Annotated in this window: 18 protein-coding genes; all 18 read left to right on the top strand. The window is 68.4% G+C overall.

Going from position 1 to position 20,791, the window contains the following annotated elements; translation table 11 throughout:
- Window positions 1–28 precede the first annotated feature (28 nt).
- The 18 genes from R8G01_08405 to R8G01_08320 are packed head-to-tail and all read left to right on the top strand — an operon-like array spanning window position 29 to window position 20,788.
- Entirely contained in the window at window positions 29–541 is a 513-nt protein-coding gene (locus tag R8G01_08405) for a VOC family protein (GenBank protein ID MDW3214000.1), read from the top strand.
- Window positions 538–918 (top strand): cupin domain-containing protein, encoded by a 381-nt coding sequence (locus tag R8G01_08400; GenBank protein ID MDW3213999.1) that lies wholly within the window; start codon window positions 538–540, stop codon window positions 916–918. Before R8G01_08405 ends, R8G01_08400 begins: the two co-directional genes overlap by 4 nt.
- The gene (locus R8G01_08395; protein MDW3213998.1) at window positions 918–3,017 is read left to right on the top strand and encodes a hydantoinase/oxoprolinase family protein; all 2,100 of its coding nucleotides are present in this window, start codon (window positions 918–920) and stop codon (window positions 3,015–3,017) included. Before R8G01_08400 ends, R8G01_08395 begins: the two co-directional genes overlap by 1 nt.
- Window positions 3,014–4,609 carry a hydantoinase B/oxoprolinase family protein gene (locus R8G01_08390; GenBank protein MDW3213997.1) on the top strand — a complete coding sequence of 532 codons (1,596 nt, stop codon included), beginning with the start codon at window positions 3,014–3,016 and terminating at the stop codon, window positions 4,607–4,609. The genes R8G01_08395 and R8G01_08390 overlap by 4 nt, the downstream gene beginning before the upstream one ends.
- A gap of 3 nt (window positions 4,610–4,612) precedes the next feature.
- On the top strand, window positions 4,613–6,133 hold the full coding sequence (locus tag R8G01_08385) for an AMP-binding protein (GenBank protein ID MDW3213996.1): 1,521 nt from the start codon (window positions 4,613–4,615) through the stop codon (window positions 6,131–6,133).
- On the top strand, window positions 6,130–7,338 hold the full coding sequence (locus tag R8G01_08380; GenBank protein MDW3213995.1) for an aromatic ring-hydroxylating dioxygenase subunit alpha: 1,209 nt from the start codon (window positions 6,130–6,132) through the stop codon (window positions 7,336–7,338). Before R8G01_08385 ends, R8G01_08380 begins: the two co-directional genes overlap by 4 nt.
- A 44-nt stretch (window positions 7,339–7,382) precedes the next feature.
- Window positions 7,383–8,621, top strand: coding sequence for a BMP family ABC transporter substrate-binding protein (locus tag R8G01_08375; protein MDW3213994.1), 1,239 nt, complete (start codon window positions 7,383–7,385; stop codon window positions 8,619–8,621).
- Window positions 8,614–10,221: an ABC transporter ATP-binding protein gene (locus R8G01_08370; protein ID MDW3213993.1), complete on the top strand. Its 1,608-nt coding sequence runs from the start codon at window positions 8,614–8,616 to the stop codon at window positions 10,219–10,221. The genes R8G01_08375 and R8G01_08370 overlap by 8 nt, the downstream gene beginning before the upstream one ends.
- The gene (locus tag R8G01_08365) at window positions 10,218–11,468 is read left to right on the top strand and encodes a hypothetical protein (protein ID MDW3213992.1); all 1,251 of its coding nucleotides are present in this window, start codon (window positions 10,218–10,220) and stop codon (window positions 11,466–11,468) included. The genes R8G01_08370 and R8G01_08365 overlap by 4 nt, the downstream gene beginning before the upstream one ends.
- Window positions 11,465–12,400 (top strand): ABC transporter permease, encoded by a 936-nt coding sequence (locus tag R8G01_08360; GenBank protein MDW3213991.1) that lies wholly within the window; start codon window positions 11,465–11,467, stop codon window positions 12,398–12,400. Before R8G01_08365 ends, R8G01_08360 begins: the two co-directional genes overlap by 4 nt.
- A 10-nt stretch (window positions 12,401–12,410) precedes the next feature.
- A complete protein-coding gene (locus tag R8G01_08355) occupies window positions 12,411–12,887 on the top strand; it encodes a VOC family protein (GenBank protein MDW3213990.1) in 477 nt (158 codons plus the stop codon).
- Window positions 12,884–14,074: a mandelate racemase/muconate lactonizing enzyme family protein gene (locus tag R8G01_08350; GenBank protein ID MDW3213989.1), complete on the top strand. Its 1,191-nt coding sequence runs from the start codon at window positions 12,884–12,886 to the stop codon at window positions 14,072–14,074. Before R8G01_08355 ends, R8G01_08350 begins: the two co-directional genes overlap by 4 nt.
- A gap of 33 nt (window positions 14,075–14,107) precedes the next feature.
- On the top strand, window positions 14,108–14,752 hold the full coding sequence (locus R8G01_08345; GenBank protein MDW3213988.1) for an HD domain-containing protein: 645 nt from the start codon (window positions 14,108–14,110) through the stop codon (window positions 14,750–14,752).
- A gap of 2 nt (window positions 14,753–14,754) precedes the next feature.
- On the top strand, window positions 14,755–16,173 hold the full coding sequence (locus R8G01_08340; protein MDW3213987.1) for an amidohydrolase family protein: 1,419 nt from the start codon (window positions 14,755–14,757) through the stop codon (window positions 16,171–16,173).
- Between the two features lie 28 nt (window positions 16,174–16,201).
- Window positions 16,202–17,224, top strand: a complete 1,023-nt coding sequence (locus tag R8G01_08335; protein MDW3213986.1) for an aldo/keto reductase — start codon at window positions 16,202–16,204, stop codon at window positions 17,222–17,224.
- Window positions 17,221–18,255 carry a zinc-binding dehydrogenase gene (locus R8G01_08330; GenBank protein MDW3213985.1) on the top strand — a complete coding sequence of 345 codons (1,035 nt, stop codon included), beginning with the start codon at window positions 17,221–17,223 and terminating at the stop codon, window positions 18,253–18,255. Before R8G01_08335 ends, R8G01_08330 begins: the two co-directional genes overlap by 4 nt.
- Before the next feature lie 50 nt (window positions 18,256–18,305).
- The gene (locus R8G01_08325; protein MDW3213984.1) at window positions 18,306–19,400 is read left to right on the top strand and encodes a methyltransferase; all 1,095 of its coding nucleotides are present in this window, start codon (window positions 18,306–18,308) and stop codon (window positions 19,398–19,400) included.
- Window positions 19,400–20,788, top strand: coding sequence for an amidohydrolase family protein (locus tag R8G01_08320; protein ID MDW3213983.1), 1,389 nt, complete (start codon window positions 19,400–19,402; stop codon window positions 20,786–20,788). Before R8G01_08325 ends, R8G01_08320 begins: the two co-directional genes overlap by 1 nt.
- Window positions 20,789–20,791 lie beyond the last annotated feature (3 nt).

Raw genomic sequence — 20,791 nt, 5'->3', positions numbered from 1 at the left:
GTCTGACCATCAGTCCAAAGGGGATGAAGTGACCATTCGCCAGCTCAATCACGCGGTGCTGTACGTCCGCGATGCGCAGCGCCACCGCACGTTCTACGAAGACGTGCTCGGATTCCGCACGATCATCGACGGTCCCGGACCGTTCGTGTTCATGCGGGCGCCGGGTTCGAACAACCATCACGACATCGCGTTCTTCTCGATCGGCGACGAGGCGCAAGCGTCCGATGCCGGCCGCGGCACGGTGGGCATGTACCACCTGGCGTGGGAGGTCGCGACGCTCGACGAACTCGACGACATGCGCGTGCGGCTGACCGAGGCCGGGGCGCTCATGGGAGCCTCCGACCACCACGTGAACAAGAGCCTCTACTGCCGTGATCCGGACGGGCTCGAGTTCGAGGTGATGTGGCTCAACCCGCCCGAGAACTGGGGGTCGAAGGAACACGACGCGATCGTCGCTCCCCTCGACCTGCCAGGGGACCTCGCTCGCTACGGCGGATCCGCCAGCGTGTTCGCCGATGCCACCGGAGGGGACGCATCATGAATCTGACCGACCAGTACTGCCACTTCTTCGACGAAACCGAGTTTCGCGAGACCGACCGGGCGGGCTTCCGTCGACGCGTCATCACCGGCGAACACCTGCAGCTCTGCTTCTGGCGGATCGCCGGCGGCGCCACCGGTTCGTTCCTGCACAAGCACGACGACCACGAGCAGCTCGGCATCATCGTGCGCGGGGCGCTCGACTTCCGGATCGGCGACGACGAGCCGTCCGACCGGGTCGTGCTCAACGAACACGAGGCCTATCTCGCGCCCCGCTCGATCTGGCACGGTGACAGTGTGTTCATCGGCGACGACGAGTTCGACGAATGCTGGATTCTCGACGTGTTCGCGCCACCGCGCGACGACCTGAGGGAGGGCTGATGGCCACGACCGACTGGCGACTCGCCGTCGACATCGGCGGGACGTTCACCGATGTCGTCCTGCTCGACGCGGCCAGCGGCCGCATCGTCGTGGACAAGACGCTCACCACGCCGAGCGCCCCGCTCGACGGGGTCCGCACCGGCGTCACGCAGTTGCTCGACAAGGCGGGCGTCCGCCCCCACGAGATCACGGCGCCGATCGTCCACGCGACCACCCTGATCACCAACGCGTTGATCGAGGGCAAGCTCGGGCGCAGCGGCCTCGTCACCACGAAGGGGTTCGGCGACACGTTGCTCATCCGCGACGAGCATCGCTACGACATGTACGACCTCCAGATCGAGTTCCCGGCGCCGCCGATCCCGCGCGATCGCACGTTCGAACTCGACGAGCGGGTCAGCGCCGAGGGCGAGATCATCGTCGATCCGACGCCGGAGGCGCTCGCCGCCCTGACCGACGAGCTGCGCGAGGCCGACGTCGACTCGGTCGCGATCTGTCTCCTCAACAGCTATGTCAACCGCGCCAACGAGCGCAAGGTCGCCGAACACCTGCGTGCCGAACTCGGCGTGCCGGTGTGCATCTCCGCCGAGATCTCACCGCAGATCCGCGAGTACCCGCGCATGATCACCACCGCGTGCAACGCCGCCACGATGCCGGTCATCGGGCCGTACCTCGACGAATTGCAGAAGTGGCTGTCGTCCGAGGGCTTCGGCGGCTCGGTGCTGATGATGCTGTCGAACGGCGGCGTCGTGTCCGCCGACGACGCGGCGCAGGCCCCGATCCGTCTCGTCGAGTCGGGTCCGGCCGCCGGCGCCCTCGCGGGCAGTTGGTTCGCCAACCGTCTCGGTGAAGAACGCCTGCTCTGCTTCGACATGGGCGGCACCACCGCCAAGGCGTGTCTCATCGATCACGGCGAACCCGAACTCACCAACACCTTCGAGGTCGCCCGCGCCTATCGGTTCAAGAAGGGCTCCGGGTTCCCGGTGTCCGTCCCGTCGGTCGACCTGGTCGAGATCGGCGCCGGAGGCGGCAGCCTCGGCCGCGTCGACCAGTTCGGTCTCCTCAAGGTCGGCCCCGAGTCGGCCGGCGCCGAACCGGGTCCCGCCAGCTACGCACGCGGCGGCACCGAGCCGGCCGTCACCGACACCGACGTGCTGCTCGGCCTCCTCGATCCCGACGCGTTCCTCGGCGGCGACATGCAGCTCGACCGCTCGCTGGCGGAGGCCGCCGTCGGTCGCGTCGCCGACCAGCTCGGTCTGTCCATGATCGACACCGCCGCCGGCATGCACGAGATCGTCAACCAGAACATGGCGGCCGCCGCCCGCATGCACAGCGTGGAGATGGGCGTCGACCTCCGAGGCGTCACCGTGATCGCGTTCGGCGGTGCCGGCCCGGTACACGCGTGCGGTGTGGCCGACCTGCTCGAGTCCGACCGGGTGATCTTCCCGGTCAACGCCAGCGTCCTGTCGGCGTTCGGCACACTGGTCTCGCCGGTCCGCATCGACCTCGCACAGTCGCTGCCCCGCATGATCGACACGGTCGACCCCGCCGAGCGCGACGGACTCCTCGACGAGCTCCGCACCGAGGGCCGCCGCGTCCTGTCGGCCGCCGGTGTTCCCGACGATGCGGTCCGGTTCCGGTACGGCATCGACGCCCGGTACGCCGGGCAGGGCAACGAGATCACGATCTGGGTCGGCGAGGGCGAGTCGTGGCCGGCCACGCCCGAGCAGGTCACCGCCGCGTTCGAGGCGGAGTACCGGCGGATCTACGGCATGACGATCCCCGATGTCGCCGTTCAGGCGGTCACCTGGCGCCTGTCGGCCTCGGCCGACACCAACATCGTCGAGCCGTCCAACGAGCTCGCGGCCGCCGAGGGGGCGCCGAAGCCGATCGGCCATCGGCCGATGATCTTCAACCGCGGCGTCGATGCCGTCGACGCCCCCGTCTACCGCCGCGCCGATCTCGGTGCCGGCGCCACCTTCGAGGGCCCCGCGGTCGTCGAAGAACGCGAGACCACATCGGTCATCCGCCCCGGATGGTCGGTCGAGGTCGCTGCCGACGGCAGCCTGATCGCCACCCGCCGAACAGAGGAGTCGTCATGACGCTCGCCGAACCGACGCAGACCCGCACGTTCGACGCGGTCGAACTCGAGATCCTGTGGCAGTCGCTGATCGCGACCGTCAACGAGCAGGCACGGGCGCTGCAGCGCGCCGCGTTCTCACCGATCGTGCGTGAGGCGGGCGACCTCGCGAACGCGGTGTTCGATCGTCGCGGCCGCATGGTCGCGCAGGCCGTCACCGGCACGCCCGGTCACATCAACTCCCTCGCGATCGGCGCCGCGAACATGCTCGAGGAGTACCCGCTCGAGTCGCTCGAGCCCGGCGACGTGCTCGTCACCAACGACCCGTACAAGACCGCGGGCCAGCTGCTCGACGTGACCGTGCTGGTGCCGGCCTGGCGCAACGGCAAGGTCATCGCGTTCTTCGGCTCGACGATCCACCACACCGACGTGGGTGGCTACGGCATCGGCGCCGGCGGTCGCGACTGCTTCGAAGAGGGTCTCTGGATCCCGATCTGCAAGCTGATGAAGCGCGGCGAGCGCAACGAGGACGTCTGGAAGTTCGTCCTGTCCAACGTCCGCCAGCCCGACCACATGGCCGGCGACCTGCACGCACAGCTCGCCTCGGGCGAGGTCGGAGCGCAGCGACTCTCCGCGCTGTGCGACACGTTCGGCCTCGACGACATCGAGGGCCTCGCCGACGAGATCATCGACCGCTCCGAGACCGCCACCCGCGACAGCATCCGTCAGCTCCCCGCCGGCACGTACGAGGCGTCGGCGATCCTCGACCTGGCCGACGGCGACCGGATCGACATCGTGTGTGCGATCACCGTCGACCCCGAGGCCGGCGAGATCACCGTCGACTACGAGGGCACCTCGCCCGCCAGCCCGTGGGGCATCAACGTGGTCAAGAACTACACCCACGCCTACACCACGTTCACGGTGCGGTCGGTGCTCAACCCCGACATCCCGAACAACCACGGCAGCCTCGGCCCGATCAAGGTCGTCGCCCCCGAGGGCACGATCGTCAACGCCGTGCTGCCGCAGCCGGGCACCGCTCGCCACGTGGTCGGCATGTTCCTCCCGAACGCCCTGCTCAAGGCGCTGGCTCAGGTGCGGCCCGACGACGCCATGGCCGAAGGGTCGGGCGCCGTCTGGACCATGCAGGTCAACGGCAACCACGACGACGGCTCGCCGTTCATCACGGCGATGTTCACCTACGCAGGCGGCGTCGGTGCCCGCGCCGGCAAACCCGGACTCGACGCGTGCTCGTACCCGACCGGCGTGTCGGCCGTGCCGATCGAGGTCGTCGAGGCCTCGGCGCCGATCCGGTTCCACGAGAAGTCGCTGCGACGCGGCTCGGGCGGTGCCGGTCGCCAGACCGGTGGGCTCGGCCAGGTCGTCGAGTTCTCCGTCGACACGAACAAGGCATGGCAGCTCAACGCCGTCACCAGCCGACTCGCCGAGGCGCCCCAGGGTGTGTTCGGTGGCGAGCCCGGCGAGGCCGGCAGTTTCCAGGTCAACGGCGAGGCGGTCGTCACCCAGGCTCGACTCAATCTGAAGCCGACCGACGTCGTCCGCCTGGAGCTGCCCGGTGGCGGCGGTTACGGGGCGCCTGCCGAGGGGGCCGACTGAGCGATGGCCGCCTGGCCCGACGCCGTGACGTTCGCCCAGTGCTGGGCTGACGCGGTCGCGACGCGGGCCGACGCGACCTTCCTGGTGTTCGAGGCGCCCGACGGCACCGTCACCGAGTGGACCTACGCCGAGTTCGATCAGGTGGTCGCTCGGATGGCGACCGAGTTGGCGAGCCACGATGTCGGCCCCGGCCGGGCGGTGCATCTGGCGCTCACGAACTGTCCGACGTTCGTCGCCGTGTGGATCGCCACCGTGCGCCTGGGCGGGTGGATCGTCCCGAGTGACCCGCAGGGCCGCACGCCCGAGTTCGCCGATCACATCGAGCGGACGCAGCCGGCCGTCGGCTTCTGTGCTCGCAGCCGATCCGACGTGTACGAACCTGCGCTCGGTGCCCGTCCGGTGTTCCGCATCGACGAGACCGACGCACGGCTCGCGTGGTTGCCGAAACACCCCTTCACCGACTGGCCGACACCCGGCCTGCGCGACCGTGCGGCCGTGATGTTCACGAGCGGTACGACCGGGCGCCCGAAGGGCGTCGAGATCGCGCAGGCCAACTATGCGTTCGTCGGCAAGACGATGGCCGAGGCCGCCGATCTGACCGCCGACGATCGGCAGTTCGTCGTGCTCCCGCTGTTCCACGCCAACGCGCAGTACTACTCGTTCGCCTCGGCGATCCGGTCCGGCGCGTCGGTCGCCCTGATGCACACGTTCTCGGCCGGTGGGTTCCTGCCGCAGGCCGCTCGCCACGAGGTCACCTGCGCGAGCCTGTTCGCGGCACCGATGCGCATGATCCTCGCCCGCGGCGGCCCGGTCGACGGGCTGCGACTCCGACACTGTTGGTTCGCCCAGAACATCGCCGGCGATCAGTACGAGACGCTCAGCACCTGGCTCGGCTGCCGCCCGCGCCAGCTGTACGGCATGACCGAGACGATCGCGGCCGTGCTCACCGACGAGGCGGCCGCACCCGACCCGGGTTCGATGGGGTACGTCACCGCCGGCTGCGAGGTCGAACTCCACGACGAACACGGCGAGCAGGTCCCCGTCGGTGAGGTCGGCGAGATCGTCGTGCGCGGCGACCGTGGCATCACGCTGTTCGACGGCTACCTCGACGACGAGGCCACGACCGAGGCGAGTTTCCGCGACGGCTGGTTCCGCACCGGCGACCGTGCCACCGTCGACGCCGCCGGTCGGTTCTCCTTCGACGGCCGACGCTCCGATGTGTTGAAGGTGGCCGGCGAGAACGTGTCGACCGTGGAGGTCGAGGCCGTCGTCGGCGCCCACCCGCAGGTCCTCGAGGCATCGGTCGTCGGTGCTCCCGACCCGATTCGCGACGAGGTGCCCGTCGCGTTCGTCGTGCCGGTCGACCCGAGCACACCGCCGACCATCGACGAGCTGCGTGCGTGGTGCGTCGAACGTCTCGGCAAGGCGAGAGTTCCCACAGCGTTCACGATTCTCGAAGAGCTGCCGCGCACGAGCGTTGGCAAGATCAGGAAGTTCATGTTGCAGGAGGAAGCCACCCGATGACCGATCTCACCGATGCCCTGTTGAAGTCGCTCGACGACTCGATCGAGAACGTGTCGACGGCGTCCACGATGCCGCCCGTGCTCTACACCTCCGACGAGGTGCTCGCGTTCGAGAAGGAAGCGTTGTTCATGCGCGACTGGCTCTGTGTCGGTCGCGCCGAGCGCATCCCCGAGGTCGGTGACTGGTTCACCGTCACGATCATGGACGAGCCGCTGATCATCGTCCGCGACAAGGAGGCACAGGTCCGCGCGATGTCCGCGGTGTGCCAGCACCGGGCGATGCAGGTGTGCGAAGGCTCCGGCAACAACTCGACGTTCAAGTGCCCGTACCACCACTGGAACTATGCGCTCGACGGGCGACTGCTCGGCGCTCCCGCGATGGAGCGCACCGAAGACTTCGACAAGTCGGAGTGGGGTCTTCCGCAGCTGCGGGTCGAGGAGTGGATGGGCTTCGTGTTCGTCAACTTCGACCCCGACGCCACGTCGCTGGCCCCGACCCTCGATCGGTACTCGCCGTACCTGCAGAACTACGACCTCGAGAACGCCGTCTGCACCGGCACGTTCACGCTCGAGAACATGCCGTGGAACTGGAAGGTGATGTTCGAGAACTTCAACGACGGGTACCACGCCAACCGGCTGCACCAGTACGTGCAGGACTTCTGTCCGTCGAACATGTCGGAGTTCCCCGAGCCGTGGGACGACGATTCGAACGTGATCTTCCGCACCTCCGGTTACACCCACATCGACGGTGGTTTCAACGCCACGCACCGGGTGATCATGGACGTGTTCCCGAACCTCACCGAGGAGGAACGCTCGCGGTCGACGTTCGCGCTGGTGCCGCCGACACTGTGCTTCGGTACGGCACCCGACCAGTGCTTCTTCTTCCTCGTGCGGCCGACCGGCCCGCAGACGATCGACCTGGAGATCGGCTACATCTTCCATCCGAGCGCGCTCGACGATCCGCTCTTCGAGGAGAAGATCGCCCTGTCCGACGCCGGCGTGCAGGTGTTCGTCCGCCAGGACCAGGACGCCACCACCAAGGTGCAGAACGGTCTCAACTCGCGGTTCGCACCGCGGGGTCGTTACTCGTGGCAGGAAGAGAGCCACGTCCAGTTCAACCGCTGGCTCGTCCAGCGCTACCGCTCGGCCTGGCCGGGCGCAACGTCTTCGTCGCAGCTGAGCGACGCAGAGATGGCCTCCTCGTGAGGACCGTCCACACCACATCAGCGAACCAAGTGGGGAGCCCAACCATGTCCAACCAATCCAGGTTCACGAGGTCCAAGAAGCTGAGCGCCTTCGTGGTCTGCTCGGCGCTTGCCGTCGCTGCATGCGGTGGCGACGACGACGACACACCGGCCGCCGAGCCGACTGCCGACGAATCGACCGCCGAGCCGACCGAGGAACCGACGGCCGAACCGACCGAGGAATCCGCCGCAGAGCCGACCGAGGAATCCGCCGCAGAGCCGACCGAGGAATCCGCCGCCGAGACGTCCGATGAGCCCGCGGGCGAAGCCCTCGAGTTCGACACCAACGGGGACGGTGAAGTGCGGATCGGTATCGCCGCCGCCGGGCCGCGCGACGACGGCGCCTACTACCAGGCCGTTGTCGACGCCGCCGAGGCGTTCTCGGCCGAGCAGGGTTGGGGCGAGGTGATCGTCGTCGACAACATCCAGGCCGCCGATGCAGCCACCGAACTCGCCAACCTCGCTCAGCAGCCGATCGACATCATGATCGTCGGAGCCAGCGAGATCGCCGAGCCGATGCCCGACCTCGCCGAGCAGTACAGCGACATCTTCTGGTACTGCAACTGCGGCGCGGGGTTCCCCGAGAGCGAGTTCTACCTCCAGAGCCAGGATGTGGGCGCCGAGATCGCCTACACCGCCGGTTACGCCACGGGCATCCTGCTCCGCGACAGCGGTGGCGACGCGGTGACGATGATCGGCTGCTGCGATCTCGGGTTCGAGATCCAGCACTACCTGTCGTACGAGCTGGGTCTGAAGGCCGTCGACGAGGCGCTCCAGTTCACCTATGTGCCCGCGGGCGACTTCCCGTTCGACTTCGACAACATCCAGAACGCCACGGCCGCCTACGAGAATGCCGTCGCCGAGGGTGCGGACGCGATCTACCCGTACCTGGGCGGCTCGCACGAGCCCGTCGTCCAGCTCGCCAACGAGGGTGGCCAGATCGTCCTGAGCGCAGGTGCGTCCGACGTGTGCACCCGTGAGGGCGACCTGTCCTGGGACATCGCGGTGCGCTTCGACGGCGGCGACTACGTCCGTGAGATCTTCCCGCAGATCGTCGACGGCAGTGCACAGGAAGGCGACATCATCGTCTACGCACCCGGCGAAGAGCCCGACGTGGCCGGCGCGGTGATCTGTGATGCGACGCCCGAGCAGCAAGCCGAGATGGACGACGTCTACGCCCTCATGGCGAGCGGCGAGCTCGACGCGACCTTCGGCGAAATCGCCGCTGAGGCGTTCGGTGGCTGATCACCCCACGGGTGACATCCTTGCGGGTGCCGGGCCTTCGGGCCCGGCACCCGGCGGTGCCGCCGCCGTTCGGCTCGAACAGATCTGCAAGCGCTACGGCAGCGTTCAAGCGTGCGATCATGTCGCGCTCGAACTCCGTCGCGGGCGTGTGCATGGCCTGCTCGGCGAGAACGGGGCCGGCAAATCGACCCTGATGAAGATCCTGATCGGCCTGGTCATCCCCGACTCGGGGTCGGTGTGGATCAATGGTGAGCGTGTTCGGCTGCGCGACCCGCTCGATGCCGCCGAACGCGGGATCGGGATGGTGCACCAGCACTTCAGCCTGGTGGAACCCCTCCGTGTGTGGGAGAACGTCGCACTCGGCGAGGATGGGCAGCTTCGTCCGTCCGATGTACGCGACCGCATCGTCGAGATCTCCGATCGCTACGGTCTCGACGTCGACCCCGACGCCGTGGTCGGCGATCTCCCCGTCGGCATGCGCCAGCGGGTCGAGATCATCAAGTGCCTTCGTCGCGACCCGTCGATCATCATCTTCGACGAACCGACGTCGGTGCTGACGCCGGCCGAGAGCGAGCAACTCTTCGAGACGCTCCACCATGTCGTCGTCGACGAAGGACGAGCCGTCGCGCTCGTCAGCCACAAGCTCGACGAGATCCTGAAAGCGACCGACGAGGTCACGATCATGCGTCAAGGTCGGGTCGTCGAACACGTCGACACGGACGCAGTCGACGCGGCCGGCCTGGCCTCGGCAATGGTCGGCCGGCCCGTCTCGCTCCGCTCGGAGCGGGTGGCGCTCGGTGTCGTCGACACGGATCTCGACGGCTCCGAGGTTCCTCAGAACGACCACGAGGCGGCCCCCGAGGTGCTCCGACTCGATGGTGTCACCGTGCGCAACCGAGACGGCCGCACGGTGCTCGACCGACTCGACCTGTGTGTGCGAGCCGGTGAGATCGTCGGCGTCGCCGGGGTCGAAGGCAACGGTCAGCGGCCGCTCGCCGATGTGCTCTCGAGCCTCACCGACATCGACGACGGCAACGTCTGCGTGGCCGGCCAACCGATTCCCACCGGCAAGGCGGGAGCGATGGCCCGAGCCGGGGTGGGGGTCATCCCCGAAGATCGCCACGACTCCGGCGTGGTCCTCGAAATGTCGGTTGCCGAGAACCTCTGGCTCGTCGACACCAGCACCGTGTCGCACGCCGGCGTGCTCGACCACCGCCACATGAGACGAACCGCCGCCCAGCTGATCGACGAGTTCGAGATCAGTTGCTCCGGCCCCGACGCCCCGCTGTTCTCACTGTCGGGCGGCAACCAACAGCGAGTCGTGTTGGCGCGCGAACTCTCGATCCAGCCCAAGGTGCTCGTCGCTGCCCAGCCCACCCGCGGGCTCGATGTCGGCGCGATCGAGTACATGACCGACCGAATCCGCCGCGCCGCCGAAGACGGGGTCGGCGTCCTGCTGATCTCGAGCGAACTCGAAGAAATCCTCGATCTCGCTCACCGGATCATCGTCATCTCCGACGGGCGCATCATCGGCGAGATGGACCGGAACGACGCCGACCTGGAGCGGATCGGTCTCATGATGGGAGGGCAGGTCGCGTGACGGTCGAACCAGGACATCTCACGTCGCAGCACGCGGCCGACAACACAACAGGCTCTCGCGAACAGCACCACGGTCACGACGCCGACGACTTCAAGCCCGAGATGGGGACCGACGGCACGCTGACCGAGGAGCCCCAGCACCCCAATCCCTCGACGCCGCACGTCGACCGGGTCAAGGCGATCGCCGAGGTGGCCGGGCTGTACGCGATCTGCATCGCCGCGGCACTCGGTTTGTCGGCGCTGCTCGTCGAGCTCACCGGCGGGTCGTCGTCGGAAGTGTTCGCCGCGCTCCTCGACGGCAGCATCCGAGGTCCGGGTCGGATCGGAGCCACCATCGGCGTCGCTATTCCGCTCCTGCTCGTCGCCATCGGCACGATCGCGTCGAACCGAGCCGGACTGGTCAACATCGGGCAGGAGGGCCAGCTCTACCTCGGCGCCGCGTTCGGCGCCTACTTCGGCACCAAGCTCGGCTGGTCCGGGCCGTGGGTCGTGCTCCTCCTCCTCGCGGCCAGCGTGCTCGGGGGAGCACTGTGGGCCGGCATCGCCGCGGTGCTGCGCTACACGCGCAACGTGCCCGAGGTCCTGACCACCTTGTTGCTGGTCACGGTCGCCGCCCAACTGGTCGGTTTCGGACTCAAGAACCAATGGCTGCTGCTCGCCCCTGCCGAGGGTCGCGCCAGCCGCCAGCAGATCAGCCGACAGTTGCCCGACGAGACGCGCATTCCGCGGATCACCTGGTTCGGCAACGAGTTCCCGATCTCGGCCTTCGCCGCGATCCTGCTGGCGTTCCTGATCGCCGCCGCGCTCGCCCGCACCGTCTGGGGCCTGCGGCTCCGGATGCTGGGCCACAACCCGCGCACCGCCCAGCGAGCCGGGGTCGCGGCGTCCCGCTACGGTGGTGGCGCACTCCTCGTCTCCGGCGGGTTCGCCGGCCTCGCCGGCGGCATGATGCTCGCCGGCGGCGACTTCGGCAACTACACCCTCGTCCCGGGCTTCCCGGCCACGATCGGTTGGACGGGCCTCCTCGTCGCTCTCGTGTCGAGACAGCGGGCATCGGTCGCGATCGTCATCGCGTTCGTGTTCGCCGCCCTCCGCACCGGGTCGGGCTTCCTCGCCGCCACCGGCGTCGAGCGTCGGATCACCGACGTCGTGCAGGGTCTCCTGGTGCTGGCACTCCTGATCCCGCCGGCATTGCTGTTCCTGCGACAGCGACGTCGGGCCATGAACAGTGGGGGTGACCGCACATGATCGACGTCCTCACCGCGATCGGCGACGTCCTGACGTCGGAAGCCGCCTACATCAACGCCTTCACGTTCGCCGTGTTCCTCGCCTTCGGCGCCACGGGCGAGTGGGTCGCCGAGCGATCGGGCACCCTCAACATCTCGATCGAGGCGATGTTCCTCGGCGGCGCCTTCGCGGCCGCGATCGGCATGGACCGGACCGGCAGCGAGCTCGCCGCCGTGGGATGCGCGATTCTGGCCGGTGTCCTGGTCGCTTCGGTCCAGGCCAACATGAGCCATCGCCTCGTCGCCAACCAGTTCGTCGTGGGTCTGACGCTCAACATTCTGGTGCTGGGGCTGACCAGCTATCTCGCGTCGGTCCTCGACCCCGTCACGCGCAAGGCCGGAACCCAACGGATCCCGCTGCTGGCCGACATCCCGCTCGTGGGCCAGGCGCTCTTCGACCGGACGTGGATGTTCTATCTCATCTACGCGGTCGTGCCGATCTGCTGGTGGATCGTGTTCCGCACGCGCTGGGGCCTCGAACTGCGGGCGACCGGCGAGAACCCGCAATCCGCCGACGTGAGCGGTATCGACGTCAACAAGCGGCGCCGCCAAGGCATCTATGTCACCGGCGTCACCTCGGGCATCGGTGGGGCATACCTGATGCTCGGAGCCGTCGGCCAGTTCGAGGACTCGATCGTCGGAGGACGCGGCTTCATCGCCCTGATCGCCGTGATCTTCGGTGGCTGGACACTGCGCGGCACTCTCGCGGGTTGTCTCCTGTTCGGCGCGGTCCTGTCGTTCCGGTTGTCGCTCCCGGCGCTGGGCTACGAACTGAACGGTGACCTGCTGACGTCGCTGCCGTTCGTGGTCACCATCGTCGCCATGTCGCTGTTCGCCGGCCGCGTGCGGCCGCCCGTGGCGTTGGCGCAACCGTTCATCCGCGGACTCAAGTAGGAGGGTTTCCATGACCGATATCGACACGCCCACCGGTGCCAAGACGACCACGCTGCTCACGCACATCGCGTTGCCCGTGCGCAACCTCGCCGCGACACTCGCGTTCTACGACAAGTACACCGACCTGGCAGTGATCCACCAGCGGCACGACCCCGAAACCGATCTGCGCACGGCGTGGCTCGCCAACGAACGCGACCGCACCACCGACGAGGCGGCACGGTTCGTGATCGTGTTGATCGAGGGCAAGCTGCCCACCAAGATCACGGGTGACATCCAGGAGCAGTACGGGTTCCTCACCTCGATCAGCCACCTCGGACTCTCGCTCGAGCGTCGTGAGGAGGTCGACCGGATCGCCGAGATGGCCCGTGAGGACGGCTGCCTGCTGCTCGGCCCGATGTACCGCAACGAGGTCGTCGGTTACATCTGCATCGTCACCGACCCTGACGGCAACAACCTCGAGTTCTCCGTCGAGCAGGTGCTCGGGTGATCGATGTGGCTGCGCCGTCCCTGACGATCGAGCGGATCGACACCTTCCCGTGCACGTACGGCACCGACCGCGAACGGATGTCGTTCCTGTACGTCCGCGTCACCGCCTCCGACGGCACCGTCGGATGGGGAGAAGCGTGCGACAGTTACGGGTGCTCGTATGCCGGCGTGCTCGCCCACTTGATCGACGAGGTGTTCGCCCCCCTGATCATCGACCAACCGCTGACGTCGGTCGACCTGCTCGCCGACCGGATGCGACTGTTCACCCGCCGCCGGCTCGGTGACACCTGGATCGCACCCCAGGCCCGCTCCGGCATCGAGATCGCGCTCTGGGATCTGGTCGGCCAGGCGACGGGCCGGTCGATCTCGAGCGTGCTCGGTCGCACAGCCGACCGCGTCGAGGTGTACGCCTCGTCCGGATTCCTGGAAGAAGGGTCGGCCGAACACCACTTCGATGGGCTGCGCCCACTGCTCGAACGTGGTGTCCGCAAGATCAAGGTGCGTACCGGACCCGAATGGCGGTCCGACCTCGACACCCTGCGCAAGCTGCGGCCGATGCTCGGCGCCGACGTCGAGTTGATGGTCGACGCCAGCGAGACGTACACCCTGCCGACGGCACGCGCGCTCGCCGAAGCGCTCACCGAGTTCGACGTGCGTTGGATCGAGGAGCCGCTTCCACAGTCGGAGAAGGCCGGCATCGAGGCCCTCGTCGGCCACTCGCCGATACCCGTGGCGTACGGCGAGCACCTCTTCGGTCTCGACGATGCACTCGATGCGCTCCGCCGCCGCCAGCTCGACGTGCTGCAGCCCGACGCCGCCACCGCAGGCGGTATCAGCGAGGCCCGCAAGATGGCGATGGCCGCTCCGGCGTTCGGCGTTCGGGTCGTGCCGCACGTGTGTTCCGGACCCGTAGCCCTGGCTGCGAATCTCCATCTCGCGGCGAGCGTGCCCGGGATTCGTCTCGTCGAGTACCCGCCCACCCTGCTGCCCGTCTGGAAGACGTTCGGTACCGGCGCAGCGCTCGGCCTCGACGCCATCGACGACGGCCATCTGCCCATACCCGACGCGCCGGGCCTCGGCGTGGCGATCGACGAAGATGCCTGCGCAGCACATCCGTACGAGGCACCCGGCGCCCGCGTCGCCGGCACGACCACCGGCCTCCCCGATCGTTTCGTCGGCGACCGTTGACGCCGAGCACCAACCAACCACCCGGAGGATGACATGACCGACACCGACAACACCAGCACGAGCACCTCGGCCGACCGCGTCACAGCTGCTCGCGAGCGTGTGGCCCAGCCCGGCTCGCCCGGATTCGATGGGGAGATCGGCGGCAGCATGGCCGAGTTCTCCGGCGAGTACATGACCTACATCGAGGACTACCTCGATGCCGACCTGGTACTCGTGGCCGACCGGGTGATGGACATGCTCCGGTCGATGGACGAACTGCATCAGGGGTTCGCGGTCAGCCAACTCGATCACGCGCTCCAGACCGCGACGCGGGCCGAGCGCGACGGTGCCGACGAGGACATGGTCATCGCCTCGTTGTGCCACGACATCGGCAAGACATTCTCGAACATGAACCACCCCGCGATCGCAGCCGAGATGCTCCGGCCGTGGGTCAGCGACGAGGCGTACTGGGTGGTCAAGTACCACCAGGACTTCCAGGGTCGCCACTATTACGCCCGCATCGGGATGGACCCCGAGATGCGTCGCAAGCACCTCGGTCACGAGCACTACGAGATGGCCGAACGGTTCGCCGATGTCTGGGACCAGACGGCGTTCGACCCGAAGTACCCCTCCGAATCCCTCGACCACTTCGAGCCGCTCGTGCGCAAGGTCTTCTCTCGCCCACCCCGCCGCGGCTGACCGTGACCACTCCGACCGCCTCGTCCTCCGCCTCGGCGCGATCCGACGAGATCACGTTGCTCGTCGAAGCCGACGTCGTGACCATGAACCCGCGACGCGAGGTACTCGTCAGCGGCGCGGTCGCGATCGCTGGTGATCGGATCGTCGCCGTCGGGGCAACGTCACAGCTGCGCGCCGACCATCCGGACGCGCGCGAGATCGACCTGCGGGGTTGTGTGCTCACGCCGGGCATGATCGACGCCCACCAACACCTGACCGGAGACCCGCTGATCCGCAGCTGCATTCCTGATCTCCTCCCGCCCGGAGCCTCCATCTTCGAGTGGTCGGTCCCCGTACACGCTGCGCACCAGCCCGACGACGACGAGGCTTCCGCCGTGCTCTCCGCCGTCGAAGCACTCTGTGCGGGTGTGACCACCGTCGTGGAGGCCGGCACCGTCGCACACGCCGACCGGGTCGCGGCGGGCCTGACCCGGATCGGGCTCCGCGCCACGCTGGGCGTGTGGGGATGGGATATCGAGGAGGGACCGTTCGCGGCGCCCGCCGACGAGGTGCTCGAGCGTCAGGCGGCGGTCGTCGACGCGTTCCCGGCCGGCGGTCTGGTCGAGGGTTGGGTGACGTTGGTCGGCCACGACCTTGCCTCCGACGAGTTGCTCGCAGGCGCGGCCGACCTCGCCCGGCAGCGGGGCACCAACATGACGATGCACCTGTCGCCCACGTCGTCCGATCCCGAGCGGTACCTCGCCCGCACCGGACGGCGACCGGTGGCGCACCTCGATGCGCTCGACGTACTCGGTGAGCACCTGCTCATCGGGCACGGCGTCTGGCTCGACGATGCGGAGATCGAGCTCGTGCTCCGGAGCCGGACCGCGATCGCATACTGCCCGTGGGCCTACCTACGTCTCGGGCAGGGAGTGTGCGCACACGGACGACACGCCGAGATCATGGAGCGCGGTGGCCGTGTCGCTCTGGGATGTGACGCGACGAACGCCGGGGATTCGATCGACATCCTCCGTACCGCGGCGGTCGCTGCCGGACTCGCACGCGACACGCGCATCGACCCGACCCGATTCGGAGCACATGATGCGTTCGCGCTCGCGACGATCGACGGTGCCGCCGCGATCGGGATGGACGACCGCGTCGGTTCCCTCGAGCCGGGCAAGCAGGCCGACCTCGTGGTGCACCGCACCGACACTCCCGGCTGGACGCCGCGCGGCGACGTCGCCCTGCAGCTCGTCTGGGGTACCGATGGCCGAAGCGTCCGTGACGTCTGGGTCGCCGGTCGCCAAGTGGTGGCGGACGGCTGTCCGACCGCGGTGGATCGGGACGAGCTCGCCGCGATGGCGCAGCACCACCAGGCCCGCGTGCTCGAGCGTGCCGGCCTGACCGTGCCCCACGCGTGGCCCCACATCGATGCCGGCTGATGACGACCCGCTCGAAAGGACGATGAAGTTGGAACACAGGACCCTCGGCCGCACCGGCATGCACGTCAGCCGCTTCGGGCTCGGCACGATGGTGCTGGGCGCGTGGGGCAACACCGACCGAGACGAGTGCCGCCGAATCATCGACGAGGCGCTCGACGCGGGCATCAACCTGGTCGACACTGCCGACATGTACGCCGACGGCGAGAACGAACAGATCGTCGGCGAGGCGATCGCATCCCGCCGTGACGACATCGTGCTGTGCACCAAGTTCCACCACCCGGTCGGCGACCACGACGACCCGAACCGGCGCGGCAACTCGCGCCGCTGGATCATGAGGGCGATCGACGACAGCCTGCGCCGGCTCGGCGTCGATCACATCGACCTGTACCAGGTGCACCGCCCCGACCCCGACACCGCGATCGAGGAGACCGTGGCGGCGCTGAACGACCTGGTGACGGCGGGCAAGATCCGGGCGTGGGGCACCTCCACGTTCCCGGCCGAGCAGATCGTCGAAGCCCACTGGGCGGCCGAACGACGCGGGCTCGCCGGCCCGCACACCGAGCAGCCGCCCTACTCGATCTTCGGTCGCGGCATCGAGAACGCCGTGCTGCCGACCGCCCGCCGGCACGGCATGGGCGTCGTGGTGTGGAGCCCGCTCGCCGGTGGCTGGCTGACCGGCAAGTACCGCCGTGGCGAGTCGGCGCCCGCGGGGAGCCGAGCCGAGACGAACCCCGATCACTTCGACGTGGGCAACGAGGCCAAGTTCGACGCGGCCGAACGGCTGGCGGCGATCGCGGCCGAGGCCGGAGTCAGCCTCACGCATCTTGCGCTGGCGTGGGTGGTCGAGCACCCGGCGGTGACGGCGGCACTGATCGGTCCGCGCACTCCGGCGCAGTTGCACGATCTGCTCGGTGCCATCGATCTCCGGCTCGATGCGTCGACCCTCGACGCGATCGACCAGGTCGTCGCGCCGGGACGCAACCTGAACGCCGCCGACGCCGGTTGGACGCCCGACGGGCTCGACGTCTCGCAGCGAAGGAGAGCCCGATGAAAGCAGTCCGCTACGAACGGCCCGGTGGGCCCGAGGTGCTCGAGTACGTCGAGGTGCCCGACCCCGAACCCGGTCCGGTCGACGTCGTCGTCGACGTGGCCGCCGCCGCGCTGAACCGGCTCGACGTCATCCAGCGCAACGGGTGGTTCCAGATGGACGGCTTCCGGTTACCGCACATCGCCGGCATGGACGTCGCCGGAACGGTGGCGGCCGTCGGCTCGGAGGTGACCGATGTCGCGGTCGGCGACCGTGTCGTGGTCGACCCCTCGCTCGCCGGCGTCGACGACCGGTCGAAGCTCGGTGGCATGGGCGACCTGTTCGGTGAACTGGGGATCATCGGTGCGAACGTCGACGGCGGCTACGCCGAGCGGTGCCTCGTGCCCGCCTCGCACGTGTATGCGATCCCCGACGGGATGACGTTCGAGCATGCGGCCACCTTCCCCACGTGCTTCCTCACCGCAGCGCATGCGCTGTTCGACGTCGGCGATCTGACGGCGGGGGAGACGGTGCTGATCCACGCCGCCGGTTCGGGTGTCTCGACGGCGGCGATCCAACTCGCCGTCGCCGCCGGCGCGACGGTCTATGCGACGGCCGGTACCGACGACAAGTGCGCGCGGGCGCTCGAACTCGGCGCCGCGGCGACGCTCAACAATCGCACCGGCGACGTCGCCGCGTGGGCTCGCGAGCTGACGGCCGGCGCGGGCGTCAACATGGTGTTCGACCATGTCGGCACCGCACTGTTCGGCCCCTCGCTGTTCGCGCTCGGTGTCCACGGACGGCTCGTCAACTGTGGCAACTCGTCGGGTGACGAGGCGACGATCCCGTCGCTCGGTTACCTGTTCCACTCCGGGATCAAGATCCTCGGCTCCGACCCGTACCGGCCCGAGGAGTTCGGTCCGGTCTGGCAGCGGTTCTGCGACGGCGACTTCCAGGTCGTGGTCGACTCGGTCTTCCCGCTCGAAGCTGCAGCGGACGCCCAACACAAGCTGCTGAGCAACGACGTCTTCGGCAAGATCATCCTCCGGCCATGACCACCATCACGAGTTGTGCCAGGCACAACTCGCGCACGCGGTGAACTGACGTGTTCGAGCCACGCGACGCGCCGTATCCGGAGCTGAAGAAGACGCACACGATGGCGCACGTCGGGCGCCCGTACACCGACTACAAGCCGCCGGCAGCCGCCCCCGTCTGGGCCGCGATCGAGGGGCTTGCCCGCTACCACGTGCTCGTCGCCGCGCTGGAGCTCGATCTCTTCGACACGATGCAGCGGCTCGGGCCGGCACGGATCGAGGCGATCAACGCCGAGGTCCGAGCATCGCTCGAACATCTCCGCACGCTGCTCGACTCCGTCGTCGTGCTCGGCATGCTCGACCAGGTCGACGGCGTGTACGAACTCAACGACACGGCGAAGCGATACCTGGTCTCCGACGGCCCGGCGACGATGGCGGCGCTGATCCCCGTGGCGCCGGGCCCGCACGACAACTGGACCCGGCTGGCCGACACCGTTCGCCACGGCCGTCCCTCGTCCCCGATCGAGGACGACCCGGCGGCGTTCTACGTGCCGCTCGTCGAGGGCACGTTCACCACGATGTTCCGCTGCGCGACGCGCGCTGACCTCAAACTCCGCTACTCGGCGCTGCGTTCGCCACGGGTGCTCGATCTCGGCGCCGGCGGCGCACCCTGGGCGATCGCCATCCTGGCCGGCAATCCCGGTGCGACCGCCACCGTGAACGACCTGCCCGGTGTGCTGCCGGTGGCCGAAACGAAGGCCGCTGAGTTCGAGGTCGGCGATCGTGTCGAGTGGCTGCCCGGCGATTTCCACACGGTGCCGATCGACGACGAGGGCTACGACATCGTCGTGCTCGGCCACATCTGCCGGACCGAGGGCGAGGCCGGCACGAAGCGGCTGATCGATCGTGCGATGGCGTCGCTGCGGCCCGAGGGAACCCTGATCCTGGCCGACTACTTCTGCGACATCGACCGCAAGCTCAACCCGCACGGGGTGCTGATGGGTGCGACGATGATGGCGAGCACGCTCCACGGCAACGCCTTCACCGCCCAGCAGTACTCGGAGTGGATCCGTGCCGCCCGCTTCGAGTCGATCCGCCTGATCGAGCCGATCGGATTCCAACAGCAGTTCGTGGCCACGAAACCACGACGACGAGAGGACACCTGATGCCTGAACGCGTCGACACCATCATCCGCGGTTGGCAGGTCGTGACCATGAACGCGACCCGCGACATCATCCGCGACGGCGCGGTCGCCGTGCGCGACGGTCGCATCGTCGCGGTCGACAAAGCCAGCATCATCGATGCCGACTACGAGGCCGACCGCATAATCGGCGGCGACCGATTCGTGGTGACACCCGGCCTCGTGAACAGCCACATCCACATCACCGGCGAGCCGCTGACCAGGGGCTACGTCCCCGACGACACCCCGTTCGTCGAGAACGTGTTCATGTGGTTGTGCCCGCTGTACTCGGTGTTCACCGCCGAGGAGGAACGCCTGTCGGCGCAGTTGGCGTCGGTCGAGATGCTGAAGTCGGGCACCACGTCGTTCCTCGAGGCCGGCACGACGCGGTTCCTCGACGAGGTCGTCGACGGCCTCACCGAGGTCGGTATCCGTGGCCGCGTCGGTCGCTGGGTGTGGGACCTGCCGCCGGAGCCGTCGGTGTACCGGCAGGCCACCGACGAGGCGATCGCCCACCTCGAGCACCAGCTCGACCGGTACCCGGCCGGGCCGGACGATCGCATCGGGGCCTGGTCGACCCTGGTCGGACACACGACGTGTTCCGACCCGCTCTGGCTCGCCGCCCGCGAACTGGCGACGAAGCACGGCACGGGCATGAGCTTCCACATGTCGCCGGCGATGCTCGACCCCGACGGGTTCATCGAGGAGTTCGGGCACCGACCGATGGTCCATCTCGCCGAACTCGGCGTGCTCGGCCCCGACGTGGTGATGACGCATTGCGTGCAGGTCGACGACCGGGAGGTGGCGATCATCGCAGAGACCGGCGCCCAGGTCGCTCACTGCCCGACCACTGCGCTCAAGGTGAGCTACGGCGTCACGCAGGTCGGCAAGATGCCCGAGATGGCGATGGCTGGGATCAACCTGGCGATCGGCACCGACGGCAACAACGCCGCCAACTACTCCGACATGATGCGGGCCGCCTACCTGGTCGCCGGCCTGTTCAAGGACGCCCGCCAGGACCCGCAGATGTTCCCGGCCGAGAAGGCGTACGAGATGGCGACGCTCGGCGGGGCCGAGGCGATGCGGCTCACCGACCACATCGGGTCGCTCGATGTCGGCAAGCACGCCGACATCGTGTTGCACGACACCGATCGACCCGAGTGGCGGCCGCTCCTCAACGTGATGAACCAGCTCGTGTGGTCGGCCGACGGCCGCGGCGTCCACACCGTGCTCGTCGGCGGCGACGTGGTCGTCGAGAACTACTCGATGACCACGCTCGACGAGTCCGAGCTGTACGCCGCGTCCCAGATCGCCGGCGAGATGATCACGGCCCGGTCGGGTCTGCCCGACAAGGCCAAGTACCCGATGCGCTGATCA

This window comes from Ilumatobacteraceae bacterium, from assembly GCA_033344875.1.
Taxonomy (GTDB): domain Bacteria; phylum Actinomycetota; class Acidimicrobiia; order Acidimicrobiales; family Ilumatobacteraceae; genus Ilumatobacter.
The sequence above is the reverse complement of the archived record's forward strand: the minus strand, read 5'-3'. Positions and strand labels throughout refer to the sequence as shown.